Annotated in this window: 18 protein-coding genes; 8 read left to right on the top strand and 10 right to left on the bottom strand. The window is 73.0% G+C overall.

Going from position 1 to position 24,256, the window contains the following annotated elements:
• Positions 1 to 604: 604 nt before the first annotated feature.
• The gene (locus tag ABT048_RS33340; protein WP_350525311.1) at positions 605 to 1,930 is read left to right on the top strand and encodes a hypothetical protein; all 1,326 of its coding nucleotides are present in this window, start codon (positions 605 to 607) and stop codon (positions 1,928 to 1,930) included.
• A gap of 116 nt (positions 1,931 to 2,046) precedes the next feature.
• Here ABT048_RS33340 and ABT048_RS33335 read toward each other — a convergent pair whose 3' ends face one another.
• From ABT048_RS33335 to ABT048_RS33295, 9 genes are all read right to left on the bottom strand, one after another.
• The gene (locus tag ABT048_RS33335; protein ID WP_030242067.1) at positions 2,047 to 2,925 is read right to left on the bottom strand and encodes a CDP-alcohol phosphatidyltransferase family protein; all 879 of its coding nucleotides are present in this window, start codon (positions 2,923 to 2,925) and stop codon (positions 2,047 to 2,049) included.
• Entirely contained in the window at positions 2,912 to 3,604 is a 693-nt protein-coding gene (locus tag ABT048_RS33330) for a phosphatidylserine decarboxylase (protein ID WP_350525310.1), read from the bottom strand. Before ABT048_RS33330 ends, ABT048_RS33335 begins: the two co-directional genes overlap by 14 nt.
• 489 nt (positions 3,605 to 4,093) lie before the next feature.
• Positions 4,094 to 5,296, bottom strand: coding sequence for an acyl-CoA dehydrogenase family protein (locus tag ABT048_RS33325; protein WP_350525309.1), 1,203 nt, complete (start codon positions 5,294 to 5,296; stop codon positions 4,094 to 4,096).
• Between the two features lie 168 nt (positions 5,297 to 5,464).
• Positions 5,465 to 5,968, bottom strand: coding sequence for a MaoC family dehydratase (locus tag ABT048_RS33320; protein WP_350525308.1), 504 nt, complete (start codon positions 5,966 to 5,968; stop codon positions 5,465 to 5,467).
• 11 nt (positions 5,969 to 5,979) lie between these two features.
• Positions 5,980 to 6,942, bottom strand: a complete 963-nt coding sequence (locus tag ABT048_RS33315; protein WP_350525307.1) for an HpcH/HpaI aldolase/citrate lyase family protein — start codon at positions 6,940 to 6,942, stop codon at positions 5,980 to 5,982.
• A 42-nt stretch (positions 6,943 to 6,984) separates the two neighbouring features.
• The gene (locus ABT048_RS33310; protein ID WP_350525306.1) at positions 6,985 to 9,015 is read right to left on the bottom strand and encodes an ethylmalonyl-CoA mutase; all 2,031 of its coding nucleotides are present in this window, start codon (positions 9,013 to 9,015) and stop codon (positions 6,985 to 6,987) included.
• Between the two features lie 10 nt (positions 9,016 to 9,025).
• Positions 9,026 to 10,363: a crotonyl-CoA carboxylase/reductase gene (gene ccrA / locus ABT048_RS33305; RefSeq protein WP_350525305.1), complete on the bottom strand. Its 1,338-nt coding sequence runs from the start codon at positions 10,361 to 10,363 to the stop codon at positions 9,026 to 9,028.
• Positions 10,364 to 10,741: 378 nt separating this feature from the next.
• Complete coding sequence (locus tag ABT048_RS33300; RefSeq protein ID WP_350525304.1) at positions 10,742 to 11,662, bottom strand: TetR family transcriptional regulator; 921 nt, start codon at positions 11,660 to 11,662, stop codon at positions 10,742 to 10,744.
• Positions 11,663 to 11,907: 245 nt separating this feature from the next.
• Positions 11,908 to 13,683, bottom strand: coding sequence for a 3-hydroxyacyl-CoA dehydrogenase family protein (locus tag ABT048_RS33295; protein ID WP_350525303.1), 1,776 nt, complete (start codon positions 13,681 to 13,683; stop codon positions 11,908 to 11,910).
• A gap of 539 nt (positions 13,684 to 14,222) precedes the next feature.
• Here ABT048_RS33295 and ABT048_RS33290 point away from each other — a divergent pair.
• The 5 genes from ABT048_RS33290 to ABT048_RS33270 all read left to right on the top strand — a co-directional run bounded on the left by ABT048_RS33290 (position 14,223) and on the right by ABT048_RS33270 (position 21,880).
• Positions 14,223 to 16,922: an MXAN_6230/SCO0854 family RING domain-containing protein gene (locus ABT048_RS33290; protein ID WP_350525302.1), complete on the top strand. Its 2,700-nt coding sequence runs from the start codon at positions 14,223 to 14,225 to the stop codon at positions 16,920 to 16,922.
• 76 nt (positions 16,923 to 16,998) lie between these two features.
• The gene (locus ABT048_RS33285) at positions 16,999 to 18,462 is read left to right on the top strand and encodes a type I glutamate--ammonia ligase (RefSeq protein ID WP_396546840.1); all 1,464 of its coding nucleotides are present in this window, start codon (positions 16,999 to 17,001) and stop codon (positions 18,460 to 18,462) included.
• 3 nt (positions 18,463 to 18,465) lie between these two features.
• Positions 18,466 to 19,602, top strand: a complete 1,137-nt coding sequence (locus ABT048_RS33280; protein ID WP_350525301.1) for an amidohydrolase family protein — start codon at positions 18,466 to 18,468, stop codon at positions 19,600 to 19,602.
• A 262-nt stretch (positions 19,603 to 19,864) separates the two neighbouring features.
• Complete coding sequence (locus ABT048_RS33275) at positions 19,865 to 21,358, top strand: S8 family peptidase (RefSeq protein ID WP_350525300.1); 1,494 nt, start codon at positions 19,865 to 19,867, stop codon at positions 21,356 to 21,358.
• A 174-nt stretch (positions 21,359 to 21,532) separates the two neighbouring features.
• Positions 21,533 to 21,880: a hypothetical protein gene (locus ABT048_RS33270; protein WP_350525299.1), complete on the top strand. Its 348-nt coding sequence runs from the start codon at positions 21,533 to 21,535 to the stop codon at positions 21,878 to 21,880.
• Between the two features lie 30 nt (positions 21,881 to 21,910).
• Here the strand turns inward: ABT048_RS33270 and ABT048_RS33265 are convergent, their stop codons facing one another.
• Positions 21,911 to 22,810 (bottom strand): HipA family kinase, encoded by a 900-nt coding sequence (locus ABT048_RS33265; RefSeq protein WP_350525298.1) that lies wholly within the window; start codon positions 22,808 to 22,810, stop codon positions 21,911 to 21,913.
• A 157-nt stretch (positions 22,811 to 22,967) separates the two neighbouring features.
• Between ABT048_RS33265 and ABT048_RS33260 the strand changes: the two genes are divergently transcribed.
• Positions 22,968 to 23,567: an Imm21 family immunity protein gene (locus tag ABT048_RS33260; RefSeq protein WP_350525297.1), complete on the top strand. Its 600-nt coding sequence runs from the start codon at positions 22,968 to 22,970 to the stop codon at positions 23,565 to 23,567.
• A 159-nt stretch (positions 23,568 to 23,726) separates the two neighbouring features.
• Positions 23,727 to 24,167 (top strand): SRPBCC family protein, encoded by a 441-nt coding sequence (locus ABT048_RS33255; protein ID WP_350525296.1) that lies wholly within the window; start codon positions 23,727 to 23,729, stop codon positions 24,165 to 24,167.
• Positions 24,168 to 24,256: the final 89 nt, after the last annotated feature.

Raw genomic sequence — 24,256 nt, 5'->3', positions numbered from 1 at the left:
ATTTCGGGAGACTTCCGGTCAATCGGGCAATCGTCCCATTTCCGCGGCAAGCGCGGGAAGTCGGACCCGTCGACTTCCCGCGCGCCGAGATCGGCCCGATCCGCCGGTCATCCGTCCGGATTCGGGCTGGACAGCTCCGCCGGGCGTCGAGGGCCCCGGCGTCGATCGCCGCGATCGCCGCGCAGCCGGGGGCACATCCTGGCCCCTGCTGATCACCCCCGCCCTCACACTCCGTGACCGTTCGAACGGGCGCAGCAACCACCCCGGCTTACCTGGCATGAGCAGGCCACACGTTTCCGGCCAGGCGGTTTGCCTCTGTTGCCCGATCTTGCGGAGGTGCCGCCGCCGGTCGCCCGGTCGTACGGACAACCGGATGTGACAGAAGGCCGGTACAAGGGGAAGACTGCTCGACGTGACGTCTCGGAACCCGCGCGACCGTGATGCCCCGCTCCCGCCTCCGATCGGTACCGGTGCGACGGTGACCCGTCTCCCCGGTACGGCCCACCGGCCAGCCGGTGGCAGGCCGAGCGGGGCGGGTGTACCCCGCAACGGCGTACCCCGGCGACGAGGGCCCGCGCCGGCGCCCGGTCGGGGCCGGGTTCCCGTGCCGGAGGGCTTCCCGGCACCGGCCGAGCTGGCGCCGCTGGCCCGCCGGATGCTGGTGGACGCCGTCCGGATCGCCCGCTGGGCCGGGGAGCTGGAGGAGGTCGACAAGCGCGGCGAACTGCTCCCGGAGGACGCCCGTGCGGCCGGCCGGGCGCTGGCCATGACGGTCGGCGCCGCCGCCAAGGCCTGGGGGCAGGCGCTCCTGGTGGGCCTGGTGGAGGCCCGGGACGCGGGAGCCGGCCCCGGCTGGCGCCTGCACGCCTGGGAGCACGACGACGAGGCCGTGGTGCGCGGCTGGTCGGCGCTGTTCGACGCCTGGACCCTGCTCGCCCCGGTGCCGCCCGCCGCGCTGCGCGGGGTGTTCGCCGTGCTGGCCGGACAGGCCGTGGACCAGGCTCCGCAGCTGCTGTCCTTCCTGCACCTGGTGGACGGCCCGGTGCCCGAGAGCGAGCTGCTGGAGCTGCTGCGGCGCGGCCTGGACGAGCGCCGGGTCGGCGGCGGGCCCGGCGGTCCCGGACTGTCGCCGGTGCCGCACGCGGCCTCCGCGGTGTCCGCGGTCCGCGGCACCTGCCGGGAGCCGCAGATCGACACCCCGGCCGCGCCCTCGGACGTGGCCGCGGTCCTGGACTGGATGCTGGACGGCCTGGCGGCCGTCGGCGCGCTCACCCGCAGGAACGATGCGGCCGAGCTGTCGCCGCTCGGCCACTGGGCGGTGCGGGCGAAGCTGGAGGAGATCTGCACGGTCGCGCAGACGGCGGCCGGGCACATCGAGCAGAGCGCCTTCGAGCTGCTGAACGCCTGCGCGGACTACTCGCCGGGCCCGGCCCGCGCCGAGTACCGCGCCTGGGTCGCGGCCCGTCCGGCGGACCGCGCGGTGGCCGAACTGCTGGACGCGGCGCAGGGCGACGACGCGCTGGTGCGCGGGCTGGCCTTCGAGGCGCTGCGGGTGGCCGGAGGGCCGGCCGAGCAGGCCGTGCGGGCGGCGGTGGACGAGCCGGTGCTGCGCCCGTACGCGCTGCTGTGGCTGGCGGAGCGCGCGGACGAGGGGGTCTCCCCGGCGGACGTGCTGGGCGCGGACGACGCGGCCTGGCTCTGGGTGGACACGGCGGCCGCGGTGCTCGACCACGGCGAGACGGAGCTGCTGGTGGGTCACGTCGAGGGCGCCTCGGCGGGGGACCCGGTGCGGCTGTTCGCGCGGGCCCGGCAGTCCGGGCACCCGCGGGCGGCCTCGGTGCTGACGGCGGTCTCGGGCGTGCACCCGGACCCGGGCGTGGCGCGGGCGGCCCGCCGCTCGGCCTTCAGCGTCCACACCGGCGGCGCGTGATCCCACGGAGCCCGCGGGCACGCGGAGCCGGCGGACCGCAGAACAGGCGGCAGGCATGCGGAAGGGCCCGGAACCGATCGGTTCCGGGCCCTTCCGCATGCGACGGTCGAGCGGCCTCAGCCGAGCCGCGACTCCGCCCGCCGGGCGCGGACGTCGCCGACCTTCTGCCCCACCTTGCGGCGGATCACCAGCAGCGGCGCCATCGCGGCGAGCGTGATCTGGGCGAACGCGCCGACGTGCATCAGCGCGTCGCCGCCGGGCAGGCCGGTGGCCCAGGCCGCCAGGCAGCCGATGGAGACCACGATCCAGCAGAGCGTGGCGGTGGCGAGCAGCCCCTGCGGCTTCGGGTACTCGATCCGGCTGACCATCAGGTACGCGGCGCCGAAGATGGCGAGCAGACCGGGCAGGAACGGCGGGTCGAGCAGCACGATGGCGATGACCGTCATCGCGCCCATCGGGCAGGGCATGCCCTGGAACACCCCGGGCCGCATCTTGACGGCCGAGAAGCGGGCCAGCCGCAGCACGACCGCGAGCAGCACGGTGATCGCGATGAGCGCCGAGAGCTTGCTGTTGGAGCCCTGGGAGACCATGCCCCAGACCGCGACGAAGTAGGCCGGCGCGATGCCGAAGCTGATCAGGTCCGCCAGGTTGTCCAGTTCCGCTCCGAGGGCGGAGGAGCGCAGCTTGCGCGCCACCAGGCCGTCGAAGAGGTCGCACATCGAGCCGATCAGCAGCAGCGTGACCGCCGTGGCGGCGCTGTGCCGGTCCGGAGCGGCGTCCGGGTTGGTGATGTGCGGGACGAGGACCCCGGTGGTGATCGAGTAGATCGCCAGGAAGCCGCAGACGGCGTTCCCCAGGGTCAGGAAGTCGGCGGTGGACAGGTGCTGGGGAGAACGCGGAGCACGCAGCTCGCGGTCGCGCGCCCAGCGGCGGCGGCGCAGGGACGTCTCCTCGTCGTCCAGGCCGACGATTGTCTCAGGATCAGTCACGGTCAAGGCGCGTCACCCCGGCTGTGGTCTTCTGGCCGACCTCGACGCCGACCTCGACGCCGGCCGGCAGGTAGGTGTCGACCCGGGACCCGAACCGGATCAGACCGATCCGGTCGCCCTGCTCGACCTTGGTTCCGGCGGCCACGTACGGCACGATGCGGCGGGCCACGGCCCCCGCGATCTGGACCATCTCGATGTCGCCGAGCTCGGTGTCGAAGTGCCAGACGACCCGCTCGTTCTGGTCGCTGTCCTTGTTGAACGCGGGGACGAAGCCGCCCGCGACGTGCTCGACCGACGTCACCGTGCCCGGCAGGGGCGCGCGGTTGACGTGGACGTTGAGCGGGCTCATGAAGATCGCGACCCGGGTGCGGCCGTCCGGCCAGGCGTCGATGCTCTGCACCACGCCGTCGGCGGGGGAGATCACTCTGCCCGTGCCGACCTCACGCTCGGGGTCGCGGAAGAACCACAGCATGCCCGCGCTGAGCGCGCAGGCGGGTACCGCCGCCAGGGCCCACTTGCCGCTGCGCCGGGTGAGGGCGGTGGTCACGGCGGCCGTGGCGAGGGTGGGGACGAACCAGGGGGTGGCTCCGCGCGCGATGGTCACGCGGGGTCGCCGACCGGACGTCGGGGCTGCGAGGGCATCGCGGTCCGGGACGGAGGTGTGAGGGGACGGGCTGATGGGCATCGAAGACCTTTGTCGCGGGGGATCATGGCCGCTGGACGGGGGCCACCGCGGAATCGGTAATAGAGGGACGGCTTGCTGTCCCGGTGGATGCTATCGGGAGCACACGGTGGGTGGGCAACCCGCCTGCTCGTTCATGTGTCCGGCGGGAGCGCGTGTGCGCGTCCCACCTCTACGACCGTAGCTCGCCCCGGTCCGGTTCCCAAGGGACCGGACGCGGCTGGTGAGACTTGTCTCAGCGGGTGCCCCGATCGAACCACGGCGGGGAAACGGGCGCGGCGGCCGGAAGAAGGTGTGCGGAAGCGGCCGCAGGGCGCGTTGTCGCAGCTGTACGCCCTACGGCCGCTTCCGGAGGGCCGTGCCGGACCCTGGCGGACCAGGCCGGGCCCGTGACGGGGCACGGCGCTCCGCCGGGACGGGCCCGCACGCCCGTCGACCGGCGGTTCGAGGGGGCCGTCCGGCGACGCGGTCGGTCGCCGGACGGCCCGGGGATCACTCGGCGATCCGGTACTCCTCCAGGAGCCGGCGTCCGACGATCATCTTCTGGATCTCCGCAGTACCTTCACCGATGAGCAGCATCGGGGCCTCGCGGTAGAGGCGCTCGATCTCGTACTCCTTGGAGAAGCCGTAGCCGCCGTGGATGCGGAAGGCGTCCTCGACGACCTCCTTGCAGTACTCGGAGGCGAGGTACTTGGCCATGCCGGCTTCGAGGTCGTTGCGCTCGCCGCTGTCCTTCTTGCGGGCGGCCATGACCATCATCTGGTGGGCGGCCTCGACCTTGGTGGCCATCTCGGCGAGCTTGAACTGGATGGCCTGGTGCTCGGCGATCTTCTTGCCGAAGGTGGAGCGCTGCTGGGCGTAGGAGATGCCCAGCTCGAAGGCGCGGCGGGCGACGCCGCAGCCGCGGGCGGCGACGTTGACGCGGCCGACCTCGACGCCGTCCATCATCTGGTAGAAGCCGCGCCCCGGGACGCCGCCGAGGATGCGGTCGGCCGGGATCCGGACGTCCTGCAGCACCAGCTCGGTGGTGTCGACGCCCTTGTAGCCCATCTTCTCGATCTTGCCGGGCACGGTCAGGCCGGGAACCCTGGGGTTCGGGCCGAAACCTGCCTCCTTCTCGATCAGGAAGGTGGTCATGTTCTTGTACGGCGTGTTGCCGCCCTCGTCGGTCTTGCAGAGGACCGCGACGAGGGTGGAGGTGCCGCCGTTGGTGAGCCACATCTTCTGGCCGTTGAGGACGTAGAAGTCGCCGTCCTTGACGCCCTTGGTGGAGATGGCCGAAACGTCGGAGCCGAGGCCGGGCTCGGACATCGAGAAGGCCCCGCGGATTTCGCCGGCGGCCATCTTCGGCAGGAAGTGGTCCTTCTGCTCCTGGGTGCCGTGGGCGTTGATCATGTGCGCCACGATGAAGTGGGTGTTGACGATGCCGGAGACCGACATCCAGCCGCGGGCGATCTCCTCGACCACCAGGGCGTAGGTGAGCAGCGACTCGCCGAGGCCGCCGTACTCCTCGGGGATGGTGAGTCCGAAGAGGCCGAGCTGCTTCATGCCCTCGACGATGGCGGTCGGGTACTCGTCCTTGTGCTCCAGCTCGGTCGCGACCGGAATGATCTCCTTGTCGACGAAATCCCGCACGGTGGCGAGGATGTCCCGCTGGATCTCGGTGAGGCCGTCGGTCTGTGCGAGGCGTCCCATCGTGCGGCTCCGAAATTGTCTGAAGAAGGCGGGGGGGGGGGATTGCGGGGGCCCTGCCGGCGTGGCTGCGGCAGCAGGGCCCCCGTTACCGGGTGGGGGTCGGCCGATGACGGCGGCCTGCCCCTCCGGGGTCTCCACGGTCTCCTCGGAAGGAGAGGGGGGAGGGGTTCAGGAGAGCGGGGTGGGGCGGCCGGGCTGCTCGCCGCCGCGCGCCTTGGTGTACGTCTCGGTCGGCACCATCACCTTGCGGCGGAAGATGCAGACGACCGTGCCGTCCTGCTTGTACCCCTTGGTCTCGACGTAGACGATGCCGCGGTCGTCCTTGGACTTGGACGGCCACTTGTCGAGCACGGTGGTCTCGCCGTAGATGGTGTCGCCGTGGAAGGTCGGTGCGACGTGGCGCAGCGACTCGATCTCCAGGTTGGCGATCGCCTTGCCGGAGACGTCCGGGACGGACATGCCGAGCAGCAGCGAGTAGATGTAGTTGCCCACCACGACGTTCTTGCCGAAGTCCGTCGTCTTCTCCGCATAGTTGGTGTCCATGTGGAGCGGGTGGTGGTTCATGGTGAGGAGGCAGAAGAGGTGGTCGTCGTACTCGGTGACCGTCTTGCCGGGCCAGTGCTTGTAGACCGCGCCGACCTCGAACTCCTCGTAGGTGCGTCCGAACTGCATGGCTCAGGCCCTCAGCTTTCCGGGATCTCGAACTTGGTGGTGCGCTCCATGCCGCCGGCCCGGCCCTTGCCGGCGATGACCAGGGCCATCTTGCGGCTGGCCTCGTCGATCATCTCGTCGCCGAGCATCGCGGAGCCCTTGGCGCCGCCCGCCTCGGAGGTGCAGTAGTCGTAGGCGTCGAGGATCAGCTCGGCGTGGTCGTAGTCCTCCTGCGAGGGCGAGTAGATCTCGTTCGCGGCGGCGACCTGGTCCGGGTGGAGCACCCACTTGCCGTCGAAGCCGAGGGCGGCGGAGCGGCCGGCGACCTCGCGGTAGCCCTCCTGGTTGCGGATCTGCAGGTACGGGCCGTCGATCGCCTGGAGGTCGTTGGCGCGGGCGGCCATCAGGATGCGCATCAGGATGTAGTGGTAGGCGTCGGCGTTGTAGCCGGGCGGCTGCTCGCCGACGACCAGGGACTTCATGTTGATGGAGGCCATGAAGTCGGCGGGGCCGAAGATGATGGTCTCCAGCCGGGGCGAGGCCTCGGCGATGGCGTCGACGTTGATCAGGCCCTTGGCGTTCTCGATCTGCGCCTCGATGCCGATCTTGCCGACCTCGAAGCCCATGGTCTTCTCGATCTGGGTGAGCAGCAGGTCGAGCGCCTTCACCTGCTCCGCGTCCTGGACCTTCGGCAGCATGATGCAGTCGAGGTTGGGGCCGGCGCCCTCGACCACGGTGATCACGTCGCGGTAGGTCCAGTGGGTGGTCCAGTCGTTGACCCGGACGACCTTGGTCTTGTTGCCCCAGTCGCCGTTGTTCAGCGCGTCGACGATGTTGTGGCGGGCGCTCTCCTTGACCAGGGGGGCGCAGGCGTCCTCCAGGTCGAGGAAGACCTGGTCGGCCGGGAGGCCCTGGGCCTTCTCCAGGAAACGCGGGTTGCTGCCCGGTACGGCGAGGCAGGAGCGGCGCGGGCGCAGGCGGTTGACGTTGGTCATGAGGGTGGTTCGTTCCTTCCCAGTGGTCAGCTGGTCAGCTGGTCAGTTCGTGGCCGGGGTCGGTGCGGGCGTCCACGGCTGGAGCTTGTTGGCCAGCCGGATCTCGTCCACGATCCGGCCGATGATGGTGGTGATGCCGAAGTCCTTCGGGGTGAACACGGCGGCGACGCCGGCGGCCTTGAGGGCCTCGCCGTCCGCTGCCGGGATGATGCCACCCACGATCACCGGGACATCCTGCACCCCGGCGCGGTCCAGGCGCTTCAGGACGTCGGGAACCAGCTCGCAGTGCGCGCCGGAGAGGATCGACAGACCCACGCAGTGGACGTCCTCCGCGACGGCGGCGGAGACGATCTGCTCCGGCGTCAGCCGGATGCCCTGGTAGACCACCTCGAACCCGGCGTCGCGGGCCCGGACGGCGATCTGCTCGGCACCGTTGGAGTGCCCGTCCAGTCCGGGCTTGCCGACCAGCAGGCGCAGCTTGCCGGCGCCCAGCTCCTCGGCGGTCGCGGCGACCGCGGCACGGACCTGCTCCAGCTCCCCGCCCGGCTCGGCGGCGACCGCGACGGGCGCGCCGCCGACGCCGGTGGGGGCGCGGTACTCGCCGAAGACCTCGCGCAGGGCGAAGGACCACTCGCCGGTGGTGACGCCGGCCCGGGCGCAGGCGAGCGTGGCCGGCATCAGGTTGGCCTCGGTGGCGGCGACGGCCTTGAGCTCGGCCAGCGCCGCCTGGGCGGCGGCCTCGTCGCGCTGTCCCCGCCAGGCCTCCAGGGCGGCGAGCACGGACCGCTCGGAGGCCGGGTCGACCACCATGATCGCGGTGTCGAGGTCGGCGGTGAGCGGGCTCGGCTCGGTGGTGTCGAAGCAGTTGACCCCGACGATCTTGTCCTCGCCGGACTCGATCCGGGCCCGGCGGGCCGCGTGCGAGGCGACCAGGTTGGACTTCAGGTAGCCGGACTCGACGGCCGGGATCACCCCGCCCATCTCCAGCACCTTGGCGATCTCCGCCTCCGCGCCGGCCAGCAGCGCGGCGGTCTTGGTCTCGATCACCTCGGAGCCGTTGAAGATGTCGCCGTACTCCAGGAGGTCCGACTCGTACGCCAGCACCTGCTGGATCCGCAGCGACCACTGCTGGTCCCACGGGCGGGGCAGGCCGAGCGCCTCGTTCCAGGCGGGCAGCTGGACGGCCCGGGCGCGGGCGTCCTTGGAGAGGGTGACGGCCAGCATCTCCAGGACGATCCGCTGGACGTTGTTCTCCGGCTGGGCCTCGGTCAGGCCGAGGGAGTTGACCTGGACGCCGTAGCGGAAGCGGCGCTGCTTGGGGTCCGTCACGCCGTAGCGCTCCAGGGTGACCTTCTCCCAGAGCTGGGCGAAGGCGCGCATCTTGCACATCTCCTCGACGAAGCGCACGCCGGCGTTCACGAAGAAGGAGATCCGGGCGACCACGTCGCCCATCCGCTCGGCGGGCACCTGGCCGGAGTCGCGGACGGCGTCGAGCACCGAGATGGCGGTGCACATCGCGTACGCGATCTCCTGGACGGGCGTGGCCCCGGCCTCCTGCAGGTGGTAGCTGCAGATGTTGATCGGGTTCCACTTGGGGATGTTGCCGACCGTGTAGGCGATCATGTCGGTGATCAGCCGCACCGACGGGCCGGGCGGGAAGACGTGCGTCCCGCGCGACAGGTACTCCTTGACGATGTCGTTCTGGGTGGTGCCGGTGAGCCTGGCGATGTCGGCGCCCTGCTCCTCGGCCACCACCTGGTAGAGCGCCAGCAGCCACATCGCGGTGGCGTTGATCGTCATGGAGGTGTTGGTCTGTTCGAGCGGGATGCCGTCGAACAGGGTGCGCATGTCGCCGACGTGCCCGACCGGGACGCCGACCCGGCCCACCTCGCCCCGGGCGAGGATGTGGTCGGAGTCGTAGCCGGTCTGGGTCGGCAGGTCGAAGGCGACGGACAGGCCGGTCTGGCCCTTCGCCAGGTTCCGCCGGTAGAGCGCGTTGGAGTCGCTCGCGGTGGAGTGGCCGGCGTAGGTGCGCATCAGCCAGGGCCGGTCGCGCTTCTGGGGCTCGGTCATCGGGTCCGTCTCACACGTTTCGGAAGCGGTTGATGGCGTCGACGTGCGTGGCGCGGAACTCCTGGTCGCGCACGCCGAGGCCCTCCTCGGGGGCCAGGCAGAGCACGCCGACCTTGCCCTGGTGCTTGTTGTGGTGCACGTCGAGGGCGGCCTGGCCGGTCTCCTCCAGGGAGTAGACCTTGGACAGGGTGGGGTGGATCTTGCCCTTGGCGACCAGGCGGTTGGCCTCGAAGGCCTCGCGGTAGTTCGCGAAGTGCGAGCCGACGATGCGCTTGAGCGACATCCACAGGTAGCGGTTGTCGTACTGGTGCATGTAGCCCGAGGTGGAGGCGCAGGTGACGATGGTGCCGCCCTTGCGGGTGACGTACACCGAGGCGCCGAAGGTCTCGCGGCCCGGGTGCTCGAAGACGATGTCCACGTCCTCGCCGCCGGTGAACTCGCGGATCTTGGAGCCCAGGCGCTTCCACTCGCGCGGGTCCTGGTTGTTCTCGTCCTTCCAGAACCGGTAGCCCTCGGCGGAGCGGTCGATGATCGCCTCGGCGCCCATGGCGCGGCAGATCTCGGCCTTGGCGTCGCTGGAGACCACGCAGATCGGGGTGGCGCCGCCGGCCAGCGCGTACTGGGTGGCGTACGAGCCGAGGCCGCCGCTGGCGCCCCAGATCAGCACGTTGTCGCCCTGCTTCATGCCGGCGCCGTTGCGCGAGACCAGCTGGCGGTACGCGGTGGAGTTGACCAGGCCGGGGGAGGCGGCCTCCTCCCAGGTGAGGTGCTTCGGCTTGGGCAGCAGCTGGTTGGTCTTCACCAGGGCGATCTGGGCCAGGCCGCCGAAGTTGGTCTCGAAGCCCCAGATGCGCTGCTCCGGGTCCATCATCGTGTCGTTGTGGCCGTCCGGGGACTCCAGCTCGACCGAGAGGCAGTGCGCGACGACCTCGTCGCCCGGCTTCCAGGAGTTGACGCCGGCACCGGTGCGCAGCACGACGCCCGCGAGGTCGGAACCGAGGACGTGGTACGGCAGGTCGTGGCGCTTGGTGAGCGGCGACAGCCGGCCGTAGCGCTCCAGGAAGCCGAAGGTGGAGACCGGCTCGAAGATCGAGCTCCACACGGTGTTGTAGTTCACCGAGCTGGCCATGACGGCCACCAGGGCCTCGCCGGGGCCCAGTTCGGGCAGGGCGACCTCGTCGAGGTGAAGGGACTTGCGGGGGTCCTTGTCGCGGCTGTCGAGGCCCGCGAACATCTGCTCCTCGTCCTTGTGGAGCGTGACCGCCCGGTAGGACTCGGGGAGCTTGATCGCCGCGAAGTCCGCCGACGTGCTGTCGGTGCTGAGGATCGCGTCGAGGATTTCCTGCATGGCTGCCTCCGAAGGCGTACCTGTGTGAGGGTCACAGGGCGTCTGGGGGAGCCGGGAGCGGACACCGGCTTCGCTGAGATGGGTGGTGGTCGGTCAGGCTGGGCGCCCGGCGTGGACCGGGCCGTGCTGGCACTGCTCCCGGGGTGTGGGAACACCGGACGACGGCGCGCCGAGGTGGGGAGCCGCGGCGCCGCGACTGGTGAGTAACAAGGTAGTGGCACCCTGTGCCACTCGTAAAGACACCGGGTGTCAGGAATTCCGACCGGCCGAAACGGGCGGAAACGGCGCGTGACGCGCGTTGCGCGGACAGCCGAAAGGCCCGCGCCGACGAATCGGCACGGGCCTTTGATATCGCTCTGACCTGCGTAAACACTGGGCCTATGACTCCCGGGCGCCGCTCAGTGCGGCCCGGATGCTGTCCACCACGACGTCCAGCGGGGCGTCCGTCCGGGCGACTGTGATGAGCACCTCACCTCCGGGGCTGGCACTCAGTGCGCTCTCGGCCACGGTGTCACCGGGGGCCCCACTGGCACCGGGTGCCACCACGGACCCCCGGCGTCTGGCACCCGGGGCGCTGGCGGCCCAGAAGGTCCGCCGGATCACCTCGAAGGAGTGGTCCAGCTGTGCCTCCACGTCCCCCCGCCCGCCGGCCCGCAGCCAGCGCCGCAGCACGTGGTTGTGCGCCGCGACGACCGCCGCCGCCGACACCTCGGCCAGCATCGAGTCGTCCTCGCCGCCGCGCTGCCAGCCGGACGGGATGGACTCGCCGGTGTCGAACCGGCCCAGCAGGTACCGGGTGAACAGCCGCTCGTAGCGCGCCACCACGGCGATCTCCCGCTCGCGCAGCGCCGGGACCTGGCGGATCAGCTGGTACCGCGCGACCGACACCCCCGGGGTGGAGGCGTACATCCGCAGCACCTCCTTGATGCCGCGGCAGACCACGTCCAGCGGGTGCTCCTCCGGCTCGGCGCTCGCCAGCAGGTCGGCCACCCGGACGAGGGTGTCGTCGTGGTCCGGGAAGATCGCCTCCTCCTTCGACCGGAAGTACCGGAAGAAGGTGCGCCGGGCCACGCCGGCGGCGGCCGCGATCTGGTCGACCGTGGTCTCCTCGTAGCCCTGCGAGGCGAACAACTCCATCGCGGCCGTGGCCAGGTCCTGGCGCATCTGCTGGCGCTGCGCCGCCGCCCGGCGGCTGCCCGGCCCGCCCTCCGGCCCGGTGCCCCCGGTCGAGGGGGCGGTCCGCTCGGTGCCGTGCGAACCGGCGGGGCGCTGCGGGGAGGCTGACTGAACCCGATCCATGTCCGGAACGCTACACGGCCCCGGGGGTACGGCTGCGGGCCTTCCCCGGCGCACCGGTGCGACCGGGGCGCTCACGGCCGGCCGGGGCCAGCGCGAGGACACCGCCCCGGGGCTCCAGCCGGGGCGCGCGGCGGGCGCGGCCCCGTGCGGCGGCGCGCCGTTGCCGTGCGCCGCGCCGCCGTACGGAGGGGTCCCGGAGGGCGGTCCGGCCTGGTACGGGCCGCCGCCCCCGGGCTGCGGCGTGGTCACCGGCGCGCGTGGTCGCGGAAGCCGCGGCCGGTCTTGCGGCCCAGGCAGCCCGCCGCGACCAGGTGCTCCAGCAGCGGCGCGGCGGCCAGGCCGGGCTCGCGGAACTCCTGGTGCAGCACCTGCTCGATGGTCAGCGAGACGTCCAGGCCGACCACGTCCAGCAGCTCGAACGGGCCCATCGGGTAGCCGCAGCCGAGCTTCATCGCGGTGTCGATGTCGTCCACCGTCGCGTAGTGCTCCTGCAGCATCCGCACCGCGTCGTTCAGGTAGGGGAAGAGCAGCGCGTTGACGATGAAGCCGGCCCGGTCGCCGCACTCCACCGGGTGCTTGCGGACCTTGGCGGTCAGCGCCAGCACGGTCGCGGTGACGTCCGGCGCGGTCAGCACGGTGGAGACCACCTCGACCAGCTTCATGGCCGGGGCCGGGTTGAAGAAGTGCATGCCGATCACGTCCTGCGGCCGCGAGGTGGCGGTCGCGCAGCTGATCACCGGCAGCGAGGAGGTGGTGGTGGCGAGCACCGCGCCCGGCTTGACGATCTTGTCCAGGGTGGCGAACAGCTCGCGCTTGATCCCCAGGTCCTCGGCCACCGCCTCGACCACCAGGTCGACGTCGGCCAGCTCGGCGTACTGGCCGACCGGGGTGACCAGCGCCAGCGCGGCGTCCCGCTGCTCGGCGGACATCCGGCCCTTGGCGACCGAGCGCTCCAGGGACCGGGCCAGCTGCGCCTTCGCGCGGTCGGCCTTCTCCTGGCTGCGGGCGGCCAGCAGCACCGGGTGCCCGGCCTTGGCGAACACCTCGGCGATGCCGGTCGCCATGGTGCCCGAGCCGCAGACGCCGACGGTCCGGACCTCGCGGCCCGGCACCTTCGGCAGGGCCGGACCGGTCGCCGCGTCCACGGCCCTGGACGAGCCCGGCGCCTCGTAGGTGTAGAAGCCGCGGCCGGACTTGCGGCCCAGCAGCCCGGCCGAGACCAGCTGACCGAGGATCGGGGCGGGGGCGTGCAGGCGGTCCCGCGACTGCTCGTACATCGCCTCCAGGACGGTGCGCGCGGTGTCGACGCCGATCAGGTCGAGCAGCGCCAGCGGGCCCATCGGCAGGCCGCAGCCGAGCCGCATCGCGGCGTCGATGTCCTCCCGCGAGGCGTACTTGGACTCGTACATCGCGGCGGCCTGGTTCAGGTACGCGAACAGCAGGCCGTTCACCACGAACCCGGCCCGGTCGCCGGCTGCCACCGGCTCCTTGCCGAGGTCGCGGGCGAAGGCGGCGGCGTCCTCGGCGGTCTGCGGGGAGGTCAGCACGGTGCGGACCACCTCGACCAGCTTCATGGTGTGCACCGGGTTGAAGAAGTGCAGGCCCAGCACCCGCTCCGGACGGGCGGTCGCGGCGGCGATCCGGGTCACCGAGAGCGCGGTGGTGCCGGTGGCCAGCACGGTCGTCTCCGGGCAGATCCGGTCCAGCTCGGCGAAGACCTCCCGCTTCAGCTCCAGCTGCTCGGGCACCTCCTCGATCACCAGGTCCGCGCCGGCGGCGGCCGCCAGCTCGTGCCCGACGGAGATCCGGGCCAGCAGCCCGCTGCGCTCCTCGGCGGTGAGCCGCTCCCGGTCGACCGCGTGCGCGGTCGCCTCCTCGATCCGGGCCAGTGCCCGGGCGGCGGAGTCCTCGGTGGCCTCGATGCCGATCACCCGGCGGCCGCTCTTGGCGACGGCCACCGCGACGCCGGCACCCATCGTGCCGAGGCCGACGACGGCGACGGTCGGGAAGGGACGCTCCATCTGTCCTGACTCCTAGTCATGAAGGGCCCGCGCGTGCTCCGGCGGGCACGCCGCCGCGCCCGTACGCCGGGGGCGGCCGCCGCCGGAGGAGGGTTCACGCGCGGGGGCTTGGGGAGATGACGGGGTGCGGCCCACCCGGGCAGCGGCCGGTCCGCTCCGGCCGAACTGCGGGTGTGCCGTGGTACTCAGGCGCTCGAAGGTGAAGGAAGCGGCTCTGATGCGAGGGAAACCCGGCCGGCCGCGGTTCGCGGCACCGGCCGGTGAAAGCGCACCGCGCGAGCGCCGCAGACACGGCGACCGCAGGCTCCCGCCGGTGCGGCTCCCGAAGCCCGGCGGTGGTGCGTCCGGCCACTGTAGCGAAGCTACTCGCCGGTAGGAAGAGGGCGTGGGCGGAAAACCGTTCGGGCGCGCGGGCCGCTGCCCGCTAGGGTGATCGACGCGGGGGCGGCTCCGCGGCGTGCTTCCTTCTCTCATCTTTCACATGACCGAGTGCGCCCACTCTCCGCCCCCGCTTTGTCGTATCCGACGGGGGAAGAGCTGTGAAGAAGCCGAGCGTCGCGGCGCCCGAACACGGGCTGGACGCCTACCTGCTGCGCCGCCACGGGACGGTCCCGGTCGAGGGCGGGGCCGCGCCCGCGGAACCGGACCCCTGGACGGCCGAGGGCCTGATCGCCCTGGAGGCCGACCTGGCCCGGCGCGGACACGTCCTGACCCGCGACCTGCACGCCGCCCTCGGACGGCTGCGCCCGGCCGCGCTGGCCGAGACCGGCACGCGCCTGCTGGCACGGATCGACGCGACGCTCGGCGCCGACCGCCGCCACCAGCCGCTGTTCCGCCGCTTCCCCGAGGGCGTGCCCTCCCGCGCACGGGCCGACTACTCGGCGGCCGTCCGCGGCTACCTCCTCTGCCAGGCGAGCCAGATCTGCCTCTGCTGCGGGCGCAGCAGCCTGGAGGCCGGGATCGGCGCGCTCGCCCCCTGCGCGCACCTGCTGTGCGGCGACTGCCACGACGACCTCGTCGAGCCCTCCGGCGACGCCCGCTGCCCGGTCTGCCGCACCCCGCTGGACCGGCAGCGCCGCCTCGCGCCCGACACCCGGGGCGCCCGGCACGCCGCCCGCGCCCTCCAGCCCGGCAGCACCCTGCGGCCGCTGCGCCTGGCCGAGGCCGGCGACCGGGCCGAACTCGCCGGCACCGCGCTCGCCGCCCTGCTCGCCCGGCGGACCCCGCTGGACCCGCAGGACCGCGAGGACCTGGCCCTGCTGCTCGACCACGCCCCGGCCGACCCGGCCGCCTGGCTGCCCGCCGAGATCCCCGTCCGGGAGAGCCGCGCCACCGTGCTGGCCGCGCTGCTGCGCCGCGACCCGGAGCACACCCGACCGCTGCTCGCCGCCCACCTCACCACCGCCACCGACGTGCTGCGGCTGATCTGGGCGTGGTCCGGCGCCGAACCCGACCTGCTGCCGGAGACCGCCCGCACCCTGCGGCTGCGGGGCCTGCCCCGCCCGCTGCGCCGCGAACTGCTCGCCGTCCTGGACGCGTTCCCGGTCGGCACCCTCGCCGAGGACCTGCGCCGCCACCGCCAGCCCTGGCTGCGGGCCGGCGAACTGCTGCACCCGTACGAGCACCGCGCCCGCTTCCCGTACGCGGCGGCCGCCTTCGCCGTCGTCCGGCAGAGCGACCTCGACCTGCACGGCCTCGGCCCGCACCTGCGCGAGGCCCCCGCCCCGCTACGGGTGCGCGAGACGCCCGCCGGTCACACCCGGCTGACCGTCGAGACCTTCGCCGCCCGGGTCGAGCACGCCCTCGAACAGGGCGACCTGCCCGCCGCCGTGCGCCTGCTGGCCCGCCGACCCGGCGAACTGGTGCGCCGACTGCACCACCTGCTGCGGGTGCACGCCACCTGGTCCCCCGGCGCGCCCCTGCCCGCCGAACTCGCCGACGCGCTGCCGGCCGCGCTGCGCGCGGTCGCCCCCGGCCCGCTGCTCGGCGCGTACGGACGGCTGCGCGCGCCGCGCGGGATCGGCGAGCAGCGGCTGTACTTCCCGCGCGGCCGGGTCGCCTCGGCGCACGTCCGCCGCGACTGGGGCAAGCCCGTCCCGGCCGGGCTGAGCGCGCCGGTCTGCGCCCTGATCGAGGCCGAACTGCTGCGCCGGGCCGGGCAGTCCGAGCGCTACGACGTGGCCGTGCTGGACGCCGGGCTGGCCGATCTGGTGGTCCCGTTCGCCGAACGGGCCAGCGCCAAGACCCTGGTCGCCGTGCCGCGCGGCAGCGTGCAGCGGCTCCCGCACGGGCAGCACCTGCGGCTGTTCGTGCACTGGACGCAGCGCCCGCCGCAGCGGGTGGACCTCGACCTGTCGGTCGCCTTCTACGACGAGGAATGGCAGTTCACCGGCCTGTGCGACTACACCCGGCTGGTGCTCGGCCCGCGCGCCGCCGTGCACTCCGGGGACTTCACCACCGCCCCGCCGCCGCACGGCGCCACCGAGTTCGTCGACCTCGACCTGCAGGCGCTGGGCAAGGTCCGCGCCCGGTACGCCGTGGTGGTGGTGTTCAGCTACAACGACATCCCCTTCGAGGACCTCGCCGACGCGTTCGCCGGCTTCATGACCCTGACCCCCTCCGAGGCGGCCCGGAACCGCACGGGCGCCTTCCACCCCAGGAGCGTCCGCCAGCGGCTGGACCTCGCCGGGGACGCCAGGATCTGCGTCCCGATGATCGTCGACCTGCACACCCGCAGCCACACCTGGACCGACCTCAACGTCGGCGCCGCTTCCGGGTTCCACAACCTCTTCCGGCACCACGCCGAGATCGGCACGCTGGCCGAGGCCGTGACCACCCACTTCGCCACCGGCACCCGGGCCACCCTGTGGGACCTCGGCTGCGCCGCCGCCGCGGCCGCCAGCGACGAGGTGTGGGTGCGCGACCGCACCGGCCTCGGGCTGGGGCGCTACCACCGGGGCGCGGACGAGCCGGTGGCGGCCTTCGCCGAGCGGCTGCGCGGGTGGTACGAGAGCGACAACCACACCGAGCAGCCGGCCGACGACACCGCCCGGCTGATCGCCGAACGCCTCGGCGGCTCACGGGCGTTCGCGGCCCTGGTGCACGCCGACGTGCCCGTCCCGGAGGGCGCCGGCGGGACGCTGTACCGGCTCTACCCGGGCCGGCTGGACGCCGCGCCGGACACGCTGGAGCGGATCACCGCAGGGGAGCTGGTGGCCCGGTTCGCCCCGAACGGGTGAACGGGTGGACGGGCTTCCGTTTGGACCACCCGATAGGGGAGTTACGGAAGCCCGACCGGCGGGGCAGCATGGTGACATGACCATCGGAACCGCCACCGCAGGCCCCACCGCGCCCGGCGCCGCCCAGCCCTCCGGTGCCGATCCGTTCGGCCCCGCCGGCTCCGCGGCCGCCGTGGGGCTGCCCCCGCGCGCCGAGCGGGCCGAGCGCGCCCAGCAGGCGGCCGACCGGCTGCGCACCGCCGCCGTGGAGGCGGTGGCCGTCACCTGGGTGGACAACGCGGGCGTCACCCGGGTCAAGGCCGTGCCGCTCGGCGGTCTGACGCACGCCGCGCAGTGGGGCGTCGGTACCGCGCCCTGCTTCGACGTGTTCCTCGCCGACGACGCGATCACCACCAGCCCGATCATCGGCGGCCCCACCGGGGACCTCAGGCTCTACCCCGACGTGGAGCGGATCGTCCCGCTGGCGGCCCAGCCCGGCTGGGCCTGGGCCCCGGGGGACAGGTACACCCAGAGCGGCGCCCCGCACCCCGGCTGCCAGCGGCTGTTCGCCCGCCGGGCGCAGGCCGCGGCGGCCGGGCGCGGGCTGAGCCTCAAGGCCGGCATCGAGATCGAGTGGGTGGTCGCCCTCGCCGGTTCCCCGCAGGAGGCGCCGCAGTACCCGACGCACGGCCCCGCGTACGGGATGCACCGGCTCACCGACCTCTCCGACTACCTGCGCGACGTCCTGCGCGCCCTCGGCGAGCAGGGCCTGGACGTCCTGCAGATCCACCCCGAGTACTCCCCGGGCCAGTTCGAGGTCTCGGTGGCCCCCGAGGGCCCGGTCGGCGCCGCGGACACCTCCGTCCTGGTCCGGCACACCGTCCGGGCCGTCTCCGCCAGGCACGGCCTGCGGGTCTCCTTCGCGCCGGTGGTCGAGGCGGGCGCGGTCGGCAACGGCGGGCACCTCCACCTCAGCCTCTGGCGGGACGGGCAGAACCTCGGGCACGGCGGCCCAGGCCCGCACGGGCTGACGGCCGAGGCCGAGGGCTTCCTCGCCGGGGTGCTCGACGCGTTGCCCGAACTGCTGGTGCTGGGCTGCTCCAGCCCCGCCGGGTACCTGCGGCTGGTGCCCTCGCACTGGGCCGGCGCGTACCAGTGCTGGGGCCTGGAGAACCGCGAGGCCGCGCTGCGGCTGGTGACCGGCTCCACCGGGGAGCGGGCCGCCGCCGCCAACGCCGAGGTCAAGTGCTTCGACGCCAGCGCCAACCCGTACCTGGCGGTCGGCGCGGTGATCGCGGCCGGCCTCGCCGGGCTGGACCAACGCCGGGCCCTGCCACCGGAGTTCACCGGGGACCCGGCGGCCGCCGAGCCCGGTACGGTGCCCAGGCTGCCGCAGGCTCCGGCCGAGGCGCTGGCCGCGTACGAGCGCTCGGCGGTGCTGCGCGAGGCGCTCGGCGAGCCGCTGTACCAGGCGGTGCTGGCGGTGCGCCGGGCGGAGGCCGAGCAGTACGCCACCGCCACGCCCGAGGAGGTGGCCGCGGCCACCCGCTGGCGGTACTGACCGGTGGCCCGGCCGCGGCCCGCACCGTCCGCAGCGGCGCCCGCGCTGGTCGACCACCACTGCCACAGCGTGGTGGCCGCCGACCTCTCCGACGACGCCCTGGCCGGGCTGCTCACCGAGTCCGACCGTCCGCCCGCGCCCGGCTGCTCGCCCTTCGACAGCGCGCTCGGCCTCGCCGTGCGGCGCTGGTGCCCGCCCGCGCTCGGCCTTCCGGCGCACGCCCCGGCTGCCGAGTACCTGGCCCGGCGGCGCGAGTTGGGCGCCGCCGGGGCGACCGGCCGGCTGCTCGCCGCAGCCGGGCTGGACACCTGCCTGGTGGACACCGGGCTGACCGAGGCCGCGGGCCTGCCGCTGCTGCCGCCGGCCGAACTGGCCGCGGCCGCCGGGGCGTCGGTGCGCGAGGTGGTCCGGCTGGAGTCCGTCGCCGAGGCGGTGGCCTCCGGTGCCGAGGACTGGCCGTCGGCCGTCGCCGAGGCGCTGGCGGCCGCCGCCGGCGGGGCCGTCGCGGTGAAGTCCGTGCTCGCCTACCGGCACGGCCTGGCCGCCCCGGCCGAACGGCCCGCCCGCCGGGCCGTGGTGGCCGCGGCCGGCGCCCGGCTGCGCGGCGGGTCCGGGCGGCTCACCGACCCGGTCCTGCTGCACCACCTGCTCTGGACGGCCGTGGACGTCTGCGCCGAGCTCGGCCTGCCGATCCAGCTCCACACCGGCTTCGGGGACCCGGACCTCACCCTGCACCGGGCCGACCCGTCCCTGCTGACGGACTTCGTGCGCGCCGCCGAGCCCAGCGGTGTCCCGCTGGTGCTGCTGCACTGCTACCCGTACCACCGTCAAGCCGCCTGGCTGGCCCAGGCCTTTCCGACAGTCTTCACCGACCTGGGGCTGACGGCTTCCTACACCGGCCCGCAGGTGGCATCGGTGCTGGGCGAGATGCTGGAACTGGCGCCGTTCGGCAAATTGCTGTTCTCCACGGACGCTTACGGGCTACCCGAACTTTTCTTGGTGGGCACCTGTCAGTTCCGGCACGGACTGGCCGTGTTGCTGGATCGTTGGCGGGCGGACGGTGCCTGTTCCGCCGCCGACGCGCAGCGGCTGACGTGCTCGGTCGCCGCCGACAACGCCCGTCGGCTGTACGCCCTGTAGCTGCGCCGCGGCCGTGCGGGCCCGGGGCCCGGCCACCGTTATCGGGGCAAAGGAAGCACGTCGGCGAACCATCACTTTTTAACAATCTTGGCCCCTGTTTCCCTTGTTGACCTGCGGACTCCTAACATCCGTTGCTGGTCTAGATGTGACGATTAGATGACTACCTCTTGCGCATCTCATCGAATATTCATTAGCGTCCGGTCATTCCCAGTGCACCTGCCAACCGCAGCTGCCGCATGACGACTCGGGAGGGCCACCCCCAATGAGAGTTTCTCGGATCAGCCGGACCCGGTACGCGGCGGTGGGCCTCGTGCTCGCCACTGCCGGCGCCCTCGCGCTCCCGGCCGGCACCGCCGTCGCGGCCCCCACGGCCGACCCGACGACCGGTCCGCTGCTCAGCTACGTCGTCAACACCAAGGCCAACCACGGCCAGGTGCAGAAGGTCGAACAGGCCGTCAAGAGCCTCGGCGGCACGGTGGTCTACTCGTACGAGCAGATCGGCGTCGTCATCGCCCGCTCGACCGACACCAAGTTCGCCGAGAAGCTGCGCCTGGCCAAGGGCGTCGACTCCGTCGGTGCCAGCCGCACCAAGGGCATCACGGCTGCCGACCGCGAGAAGGCCGAGGTCGTCGCCGAGCCCACCGCCGCCGCGGCCGCCCCCGGTCAGGAGCCGCTTGAGGCCAACCAGTGGGACATGCGCCAGATCGGTGTCGACAAGGCGCACAAGCTCTCCCTGGGCAGCCGCAACGTCACCGTCGGCGTGCTGGACTCCGGCATCGACGGCACCCACGAGGACCTGGCCGCCAACGTGGACGCCTCGCAGTCGGTCTCCTGCATCGACGGCGGCAAGCCGAACACCGACTGGAAGGCCTGGCAGCCGGGCGTCGACGGTGACCACGGCACCCACGTGGCCGGCACCATCGCCGCCGCCAAGAACGGCAAGGGCATCGTCGGCATCGCCCCGAACGTCAAGCTGGCCGCGGTCAAGGTCGTGGACGACGGCGGGTTCATCTACCCGGAGTACGCGATCTGCGGCTTCGTGTGGGCCGGTGAGCACCAGTTCAAGGTGACCAACAACAGCTACTACATCGACCCGTGGATGTTCAACTGCCCGAACGACAAGGACCAGGCGGCCATCACCGCCGCCGTCCGCAAGGCCGTCGCGTTCTCGCAGCGCAAGGGCGTCCTCAACGTCGCCGCGGCGGGCAACGAGAACATCGACCTGGCGCACAAGACCACTGACGTCTCCAGCCCGGACGACACCACCCCCGGCACCCGTCCGGTCACCAACGACTGCCTGTCGCTGCCGACCGAGCTCCCGGGCGTCCTGGCCGTCTCCTCGGTGGGCGTCAACGGCGACAAGTCGTACTACTCCAGCTACGGCAAGGGCGTCGTGACCGTCGCCGCGCCGGGTGGCGACGCCCGCTACCAGATCCCGAACACCCCGGACAAGAACGGCCGCATCCTGTCCACCCTCCCCGGTGGCAAGTACGGCTACATGCAGGGCACGTCGATGGCCTCGCCGCACGCCACCGGTGTGGTCGCCCTGCTCGCCAGCACCTTCCCGTGGGCCAGCGCGGACGAGCTGACCGAGATGCTGACCAGCCAGGCCGAGTCCCACGCCTGCCCGACCGGCGACTGGAACCCGGGCGGCGCCGGCCAGTGGAAGGCCACCTGTGAGGGCGGCGCCGACGACAACGGCTTCTACGGCGCGGGCATCATCAACGCCGAGAAGGCGGTCCAGTGGTGGCGCTGAAGCGCTGAAGCGCTCAGGCGCTGACCGCGACGACACCTGATCGCCGAGCCGGGGAGCGGGGCCACACGGGCCCCGCTCCCCGGTCGCGTTTGAGTAGCCGTACTCAGGCCTTCGCCTCCCCCGCCGCCGAGGATGGGTCCGTACCCGACGGAGTCACCACAGGAGTTGAGCGGCATGGCGCAGACCGTCCCCGGCCGACAGGCCCTTCCCGGCAAGCGGAACCGGCTCGCGCTGGCCCTGGGCGTGGGCGAACTGCTGCTCGCCGCACCGATGCTGGCCACGGTCGCGGCCGGCGGCCTGGTGGTCGCCGTGATGGGCCTGGCCGCCGGTGGGTCGGCGGTCGCGGTGCTGCTCCTCGCCCTGCTGCTCGCCGCCGGCCCGCTGCTCGGCCTGGGCCTCGGGTTCCTGGTCGCCCGGCTGCAGCGGCTGCCCCGGGACGTCGCGTTCCCGGTGGTCGGCTTCGGCCTGCTGCTCGGAACGGCGGTCGAGTACTTCGGCTGGATCCGTCCCGCGATGGGCTGACCCGCTGCCGCCCCCCGATCGGCGGCCGGCTCAGCCCTCGTCGAAGTGGTGCTCCCAGACCGTCTCCACCGACGGCTTGCCGTGCAGGTCCGGCACCTGCTGCAGCCAGGCCGGCCGCCCGGCCCTGGTCCGGGCCGCCTGCCGCCGCTCGGCCTCGCGCAGTTGCTCGGGCGTGGCGAAGCCCTCCGGCAGCCACTCCCCGGAGAGCACCACCCGGGCGGCCAGGTGGGTGACGTACGCGTGCCGGACGGCGTCCGCCGAGTCGAAGCCGGGCTCGCCGGCCAGCCACTCGTCCGGGACCAGGGCCAGCACGTCCTCCAGCAGCGGCACGGTGACCAGCGGACCGAGCTCCTCGTCGGCCAGCCGGACGTCCGGGGCCGAGCCGCCGAGCGCGTGCGCGCTGAGGTCGTACCGCTTGCCGACGGACGCCTCGGCGCCCGCCCAGCGGTGGTGGAAGATCAGCGCGGCGCCGTTGTCGATCAGCCAGAGTCGCCCGTGCCAGACCACCAGGTTGGGGTTGTGCACGGTGCGGTCGACGTTGCCGGTGAGCGCGTCCAGCCAGACCACCCGGCCGGCCTCGACGGAGTCCACCGCGATCATCCCCGGGCGGAAGTCCCGCGCCCCGGGCAGCAGGTCCATCCCCAGGTTGAGTCCCGCGCTGGCCTTGAGCATGTCCTGGATCTCGGTGTCCGGCTCGTCCGCGGCGACGGCCGGGTCGAAGTCCACCAGCCGCAGCTCCGGCACCCGCAGGCCCAGCCGCCGGGCCAGCTCGCCGACGATCACCTCGGCGATCAGCGCCTTGCGGCCCTGCGCGGCCCCGGTGAACTTGACCACGTACGTTCCCAGGTCGTCGGTCTCCACCACACCGGGAACGGAGCCGCCGGCGCGCAGCGGGTCGACGTAGCGCACTGCAGTCACCAGATCGAGCACACCGGCCACCCTAATTCGTTGACGGCGGATCGGTGTAGCCAGGGGCTGCGGCCGGTCCGTTCGAATGCCGGGGCCGTCAGGCCCCGGGGACGGACCGGCGCGCGACACCGCGGCCCCGGCCTGCCCGGGTGTCGGTGCGGGGCGGCAGACTGCGCGCATGAGCGACATCCCACACGCCTCCCACCGGCAACTCGGCCTGACCTGGGTCGGGTCCATGGGGGGACCGCTGGTCGTCGTCCCGGTGTCCGCGCTGCACCGGTGGGGCGGATGCACTCCGGAGGGTGTGATCGTCGGCGGCACCGACCGGCCGGACGACTACGACCGGGCTTGCGCGGTCGAGGGTTCCGCCGAGGTGATCGGCCTGGGCGGTGGCACCGCATCCGCTCTGGTGCTGGGTGACGAGCCCGCCGCCACTTGCTACCTGTCCGAGCGGAAGAGCTTCCTGCGGTGGTTCGCCGCCGACTCCGACGTCGAACTGCTCGCCGCTGCCGAGGTCGCGCTGGACGACCCGTCGACGCCGTGGGAGGAGTGCGGGGTCTGGGAAACCGACGGACCGGCAGTCCTCATGGACTCGGCCGAGGCCGGCAGCGACCTCGGCGTGCCCTACCCCACCGGCGGGGGACAGCCGGACGAGGCCCCGGTCCCCCTGCCCGCAGGACGCTGGAGGGTCCGCGCGTTCTGCGAGAACGCCGACTCCCACCGGCTCGGCGTGGTCCAGCTCCTTCCCGAGTCCGGTCCGCAGCCGCCCGCACCCTGACACGGGCGACAGCCCGAGGATTCGAACGTCGGGTCCGTGCCCGGAACGGCCGGCTCGACCGCTCGGCACCGTGAGGTGTCCATCCCGCCGCGTCACGGGCGTGACCCTGTGATTGGCTTGCCGGTGAGAGCGCTACCACCACACGAGGAGAGCAAGGTCATGGGACAGGTGCAGGCCACCACCGAGCGGGTCTACGACGCGGCCCCCGAGCGGGTGTACGAGGTGCTGGCCGACTACCAGGTGACCCGCCCGAAGCTGCTGCCCGCGCAGTACAGCGAGTACGAGGTCCGGGTCGGCGGCACCGGCGCCGGCACCCAGGTGCACTGGAAGCTGCAGGCCACCGAGAAGCGGGTGCGCGACTGCCTCTTCACCGTGTCGGCGCCGAAGCCCGACCAGCTGGTGGAGAAGGACGCCAACTCCAGCATGGTGATCACCTGGACCGTCGCCGCGGCCGGCGAGGGCCGCAGCAAGGTCACCGTGACCGCCACCTGGCAGGGCGCGACCGGCATCGGCGGCTTCTTCGAGCGCACCTTCGCCCCGAAGGGCCTGAACCGGATCCACGACGAGGTGCTGGCCAACCTGGCCGCCGAGGTCCGCTGAGGACCGCCGAGGTCCGCCGAGGTCCGTCGGGGCCGGTCGAGCCCCGCTGAGGTCCGCCGAGCGTCGCTGAGGTCCGCCGAAGCCGGCCG

This window comes from Kitasatospora sp. NPDC096140 (assembly GCF_040303045.1).
Taxonomy (GTDB): Bacteria; Actinomycetota; Actinomycetes; order Streptomycetales; family Streptomycetaceae; genus Kitasatospora.
This window is presented reverse-complemented; position numbering and strand designations above follow the sequence as displayed.

Bases quoted from the DNA above. Each gene is read 5' to 3' on its own strand.
- ABT048_RS33330 (WP_350525310.1), bottom strand. From the start codon at position 3,604: ATGCCCATCAGCCCGTCCCCTCACACCTCCGTCCCGGACCGCGATGCC.
- ABT048_RS33325 (WP_350525309.1), bottom strand. From the start codon at position 5,296: ATGGGACGCCTCGCACAGACCGACGGCCTCACCGAGATCCAGCGGGAC.
- ABT048_RS33320 (WP_350525308.1), bottom strand. From the start codon at position 5,968: ATGCAGTTCGGACGCACCTACGAGGAGTTCGAGGTCGGCGCGGTCTAC.
- ABT048_RS33315 (WP_350525307.1), bottom strand. From the start codon at position 6,942: ATGACCAACGTCAACCGCCTGCGCCCGCGCCGCTCCTGCCTCGCCGTA.
- ABT048_RS33310 (WP_350525306.1), bottom strand. From the start codon at position 9,015: ATGACCGAGCCCCAGAAGCGCGACCGGCCCTGGCTGATGCGCACCTAC.
- ccrA (WP_350525305.1), bottom strand. From the start codon at position 10,363: ATGCAGGAAATCCTCGACGCGATCCTCAGCACCGACAGCACGTCGGCG.
- ABT048_RS33300 (WP_350525304.1), bottom strand. From the start codon at position 11,662: ATGGATCGGGTTCAGTCAGCCTCCCCGCAGCGCCCCGCCGGTTCGCAC.
- ABT048_RS33295 (WP_350525303.1), bottom strand. From the start codon at position 13,683: ATGGAGCGTCCCTTCCCGACCGTCGCCGTCGTCGGCCTCGGCACGATG.
- ABT048_RS33285 (WP_396546840.1), top strand. From the start codon at position 16,999: ATGACCATCGGAACCGCCACCGCAGGCCCCACCGCGCCCGGCGCCGCC.
- ABT048_RS33275 (WP_350525300.1), top strand. From the start codon at position 19,865: ATGAGAGTTTCTCGGATCAGCCGGACCCGGTACGCGGCGGTGGGCCTC.
- ABT048_RS33270 (WP_350525299.1), top strand. From the start codon at position 21,533: ATGGCGCAGACCGTCCCCGGCCGACAGGCCCTTCCCGGCAAGCGGAAC.
- ABT048_RS33260 (WP_350525297.1), top strand. From the start codon at position 22,968: ATGAGCGACATCCCACACGCCTCCCACCGGCAACTCGGCCTGACCTGG.
- ABT048_RS33255 (WP_350525296.1), top strand. From the start codon at position 23,727: ATGGGACAGGTGCAGGCCACCACCGAGCGGGTCTACGACGCGGCCCCC.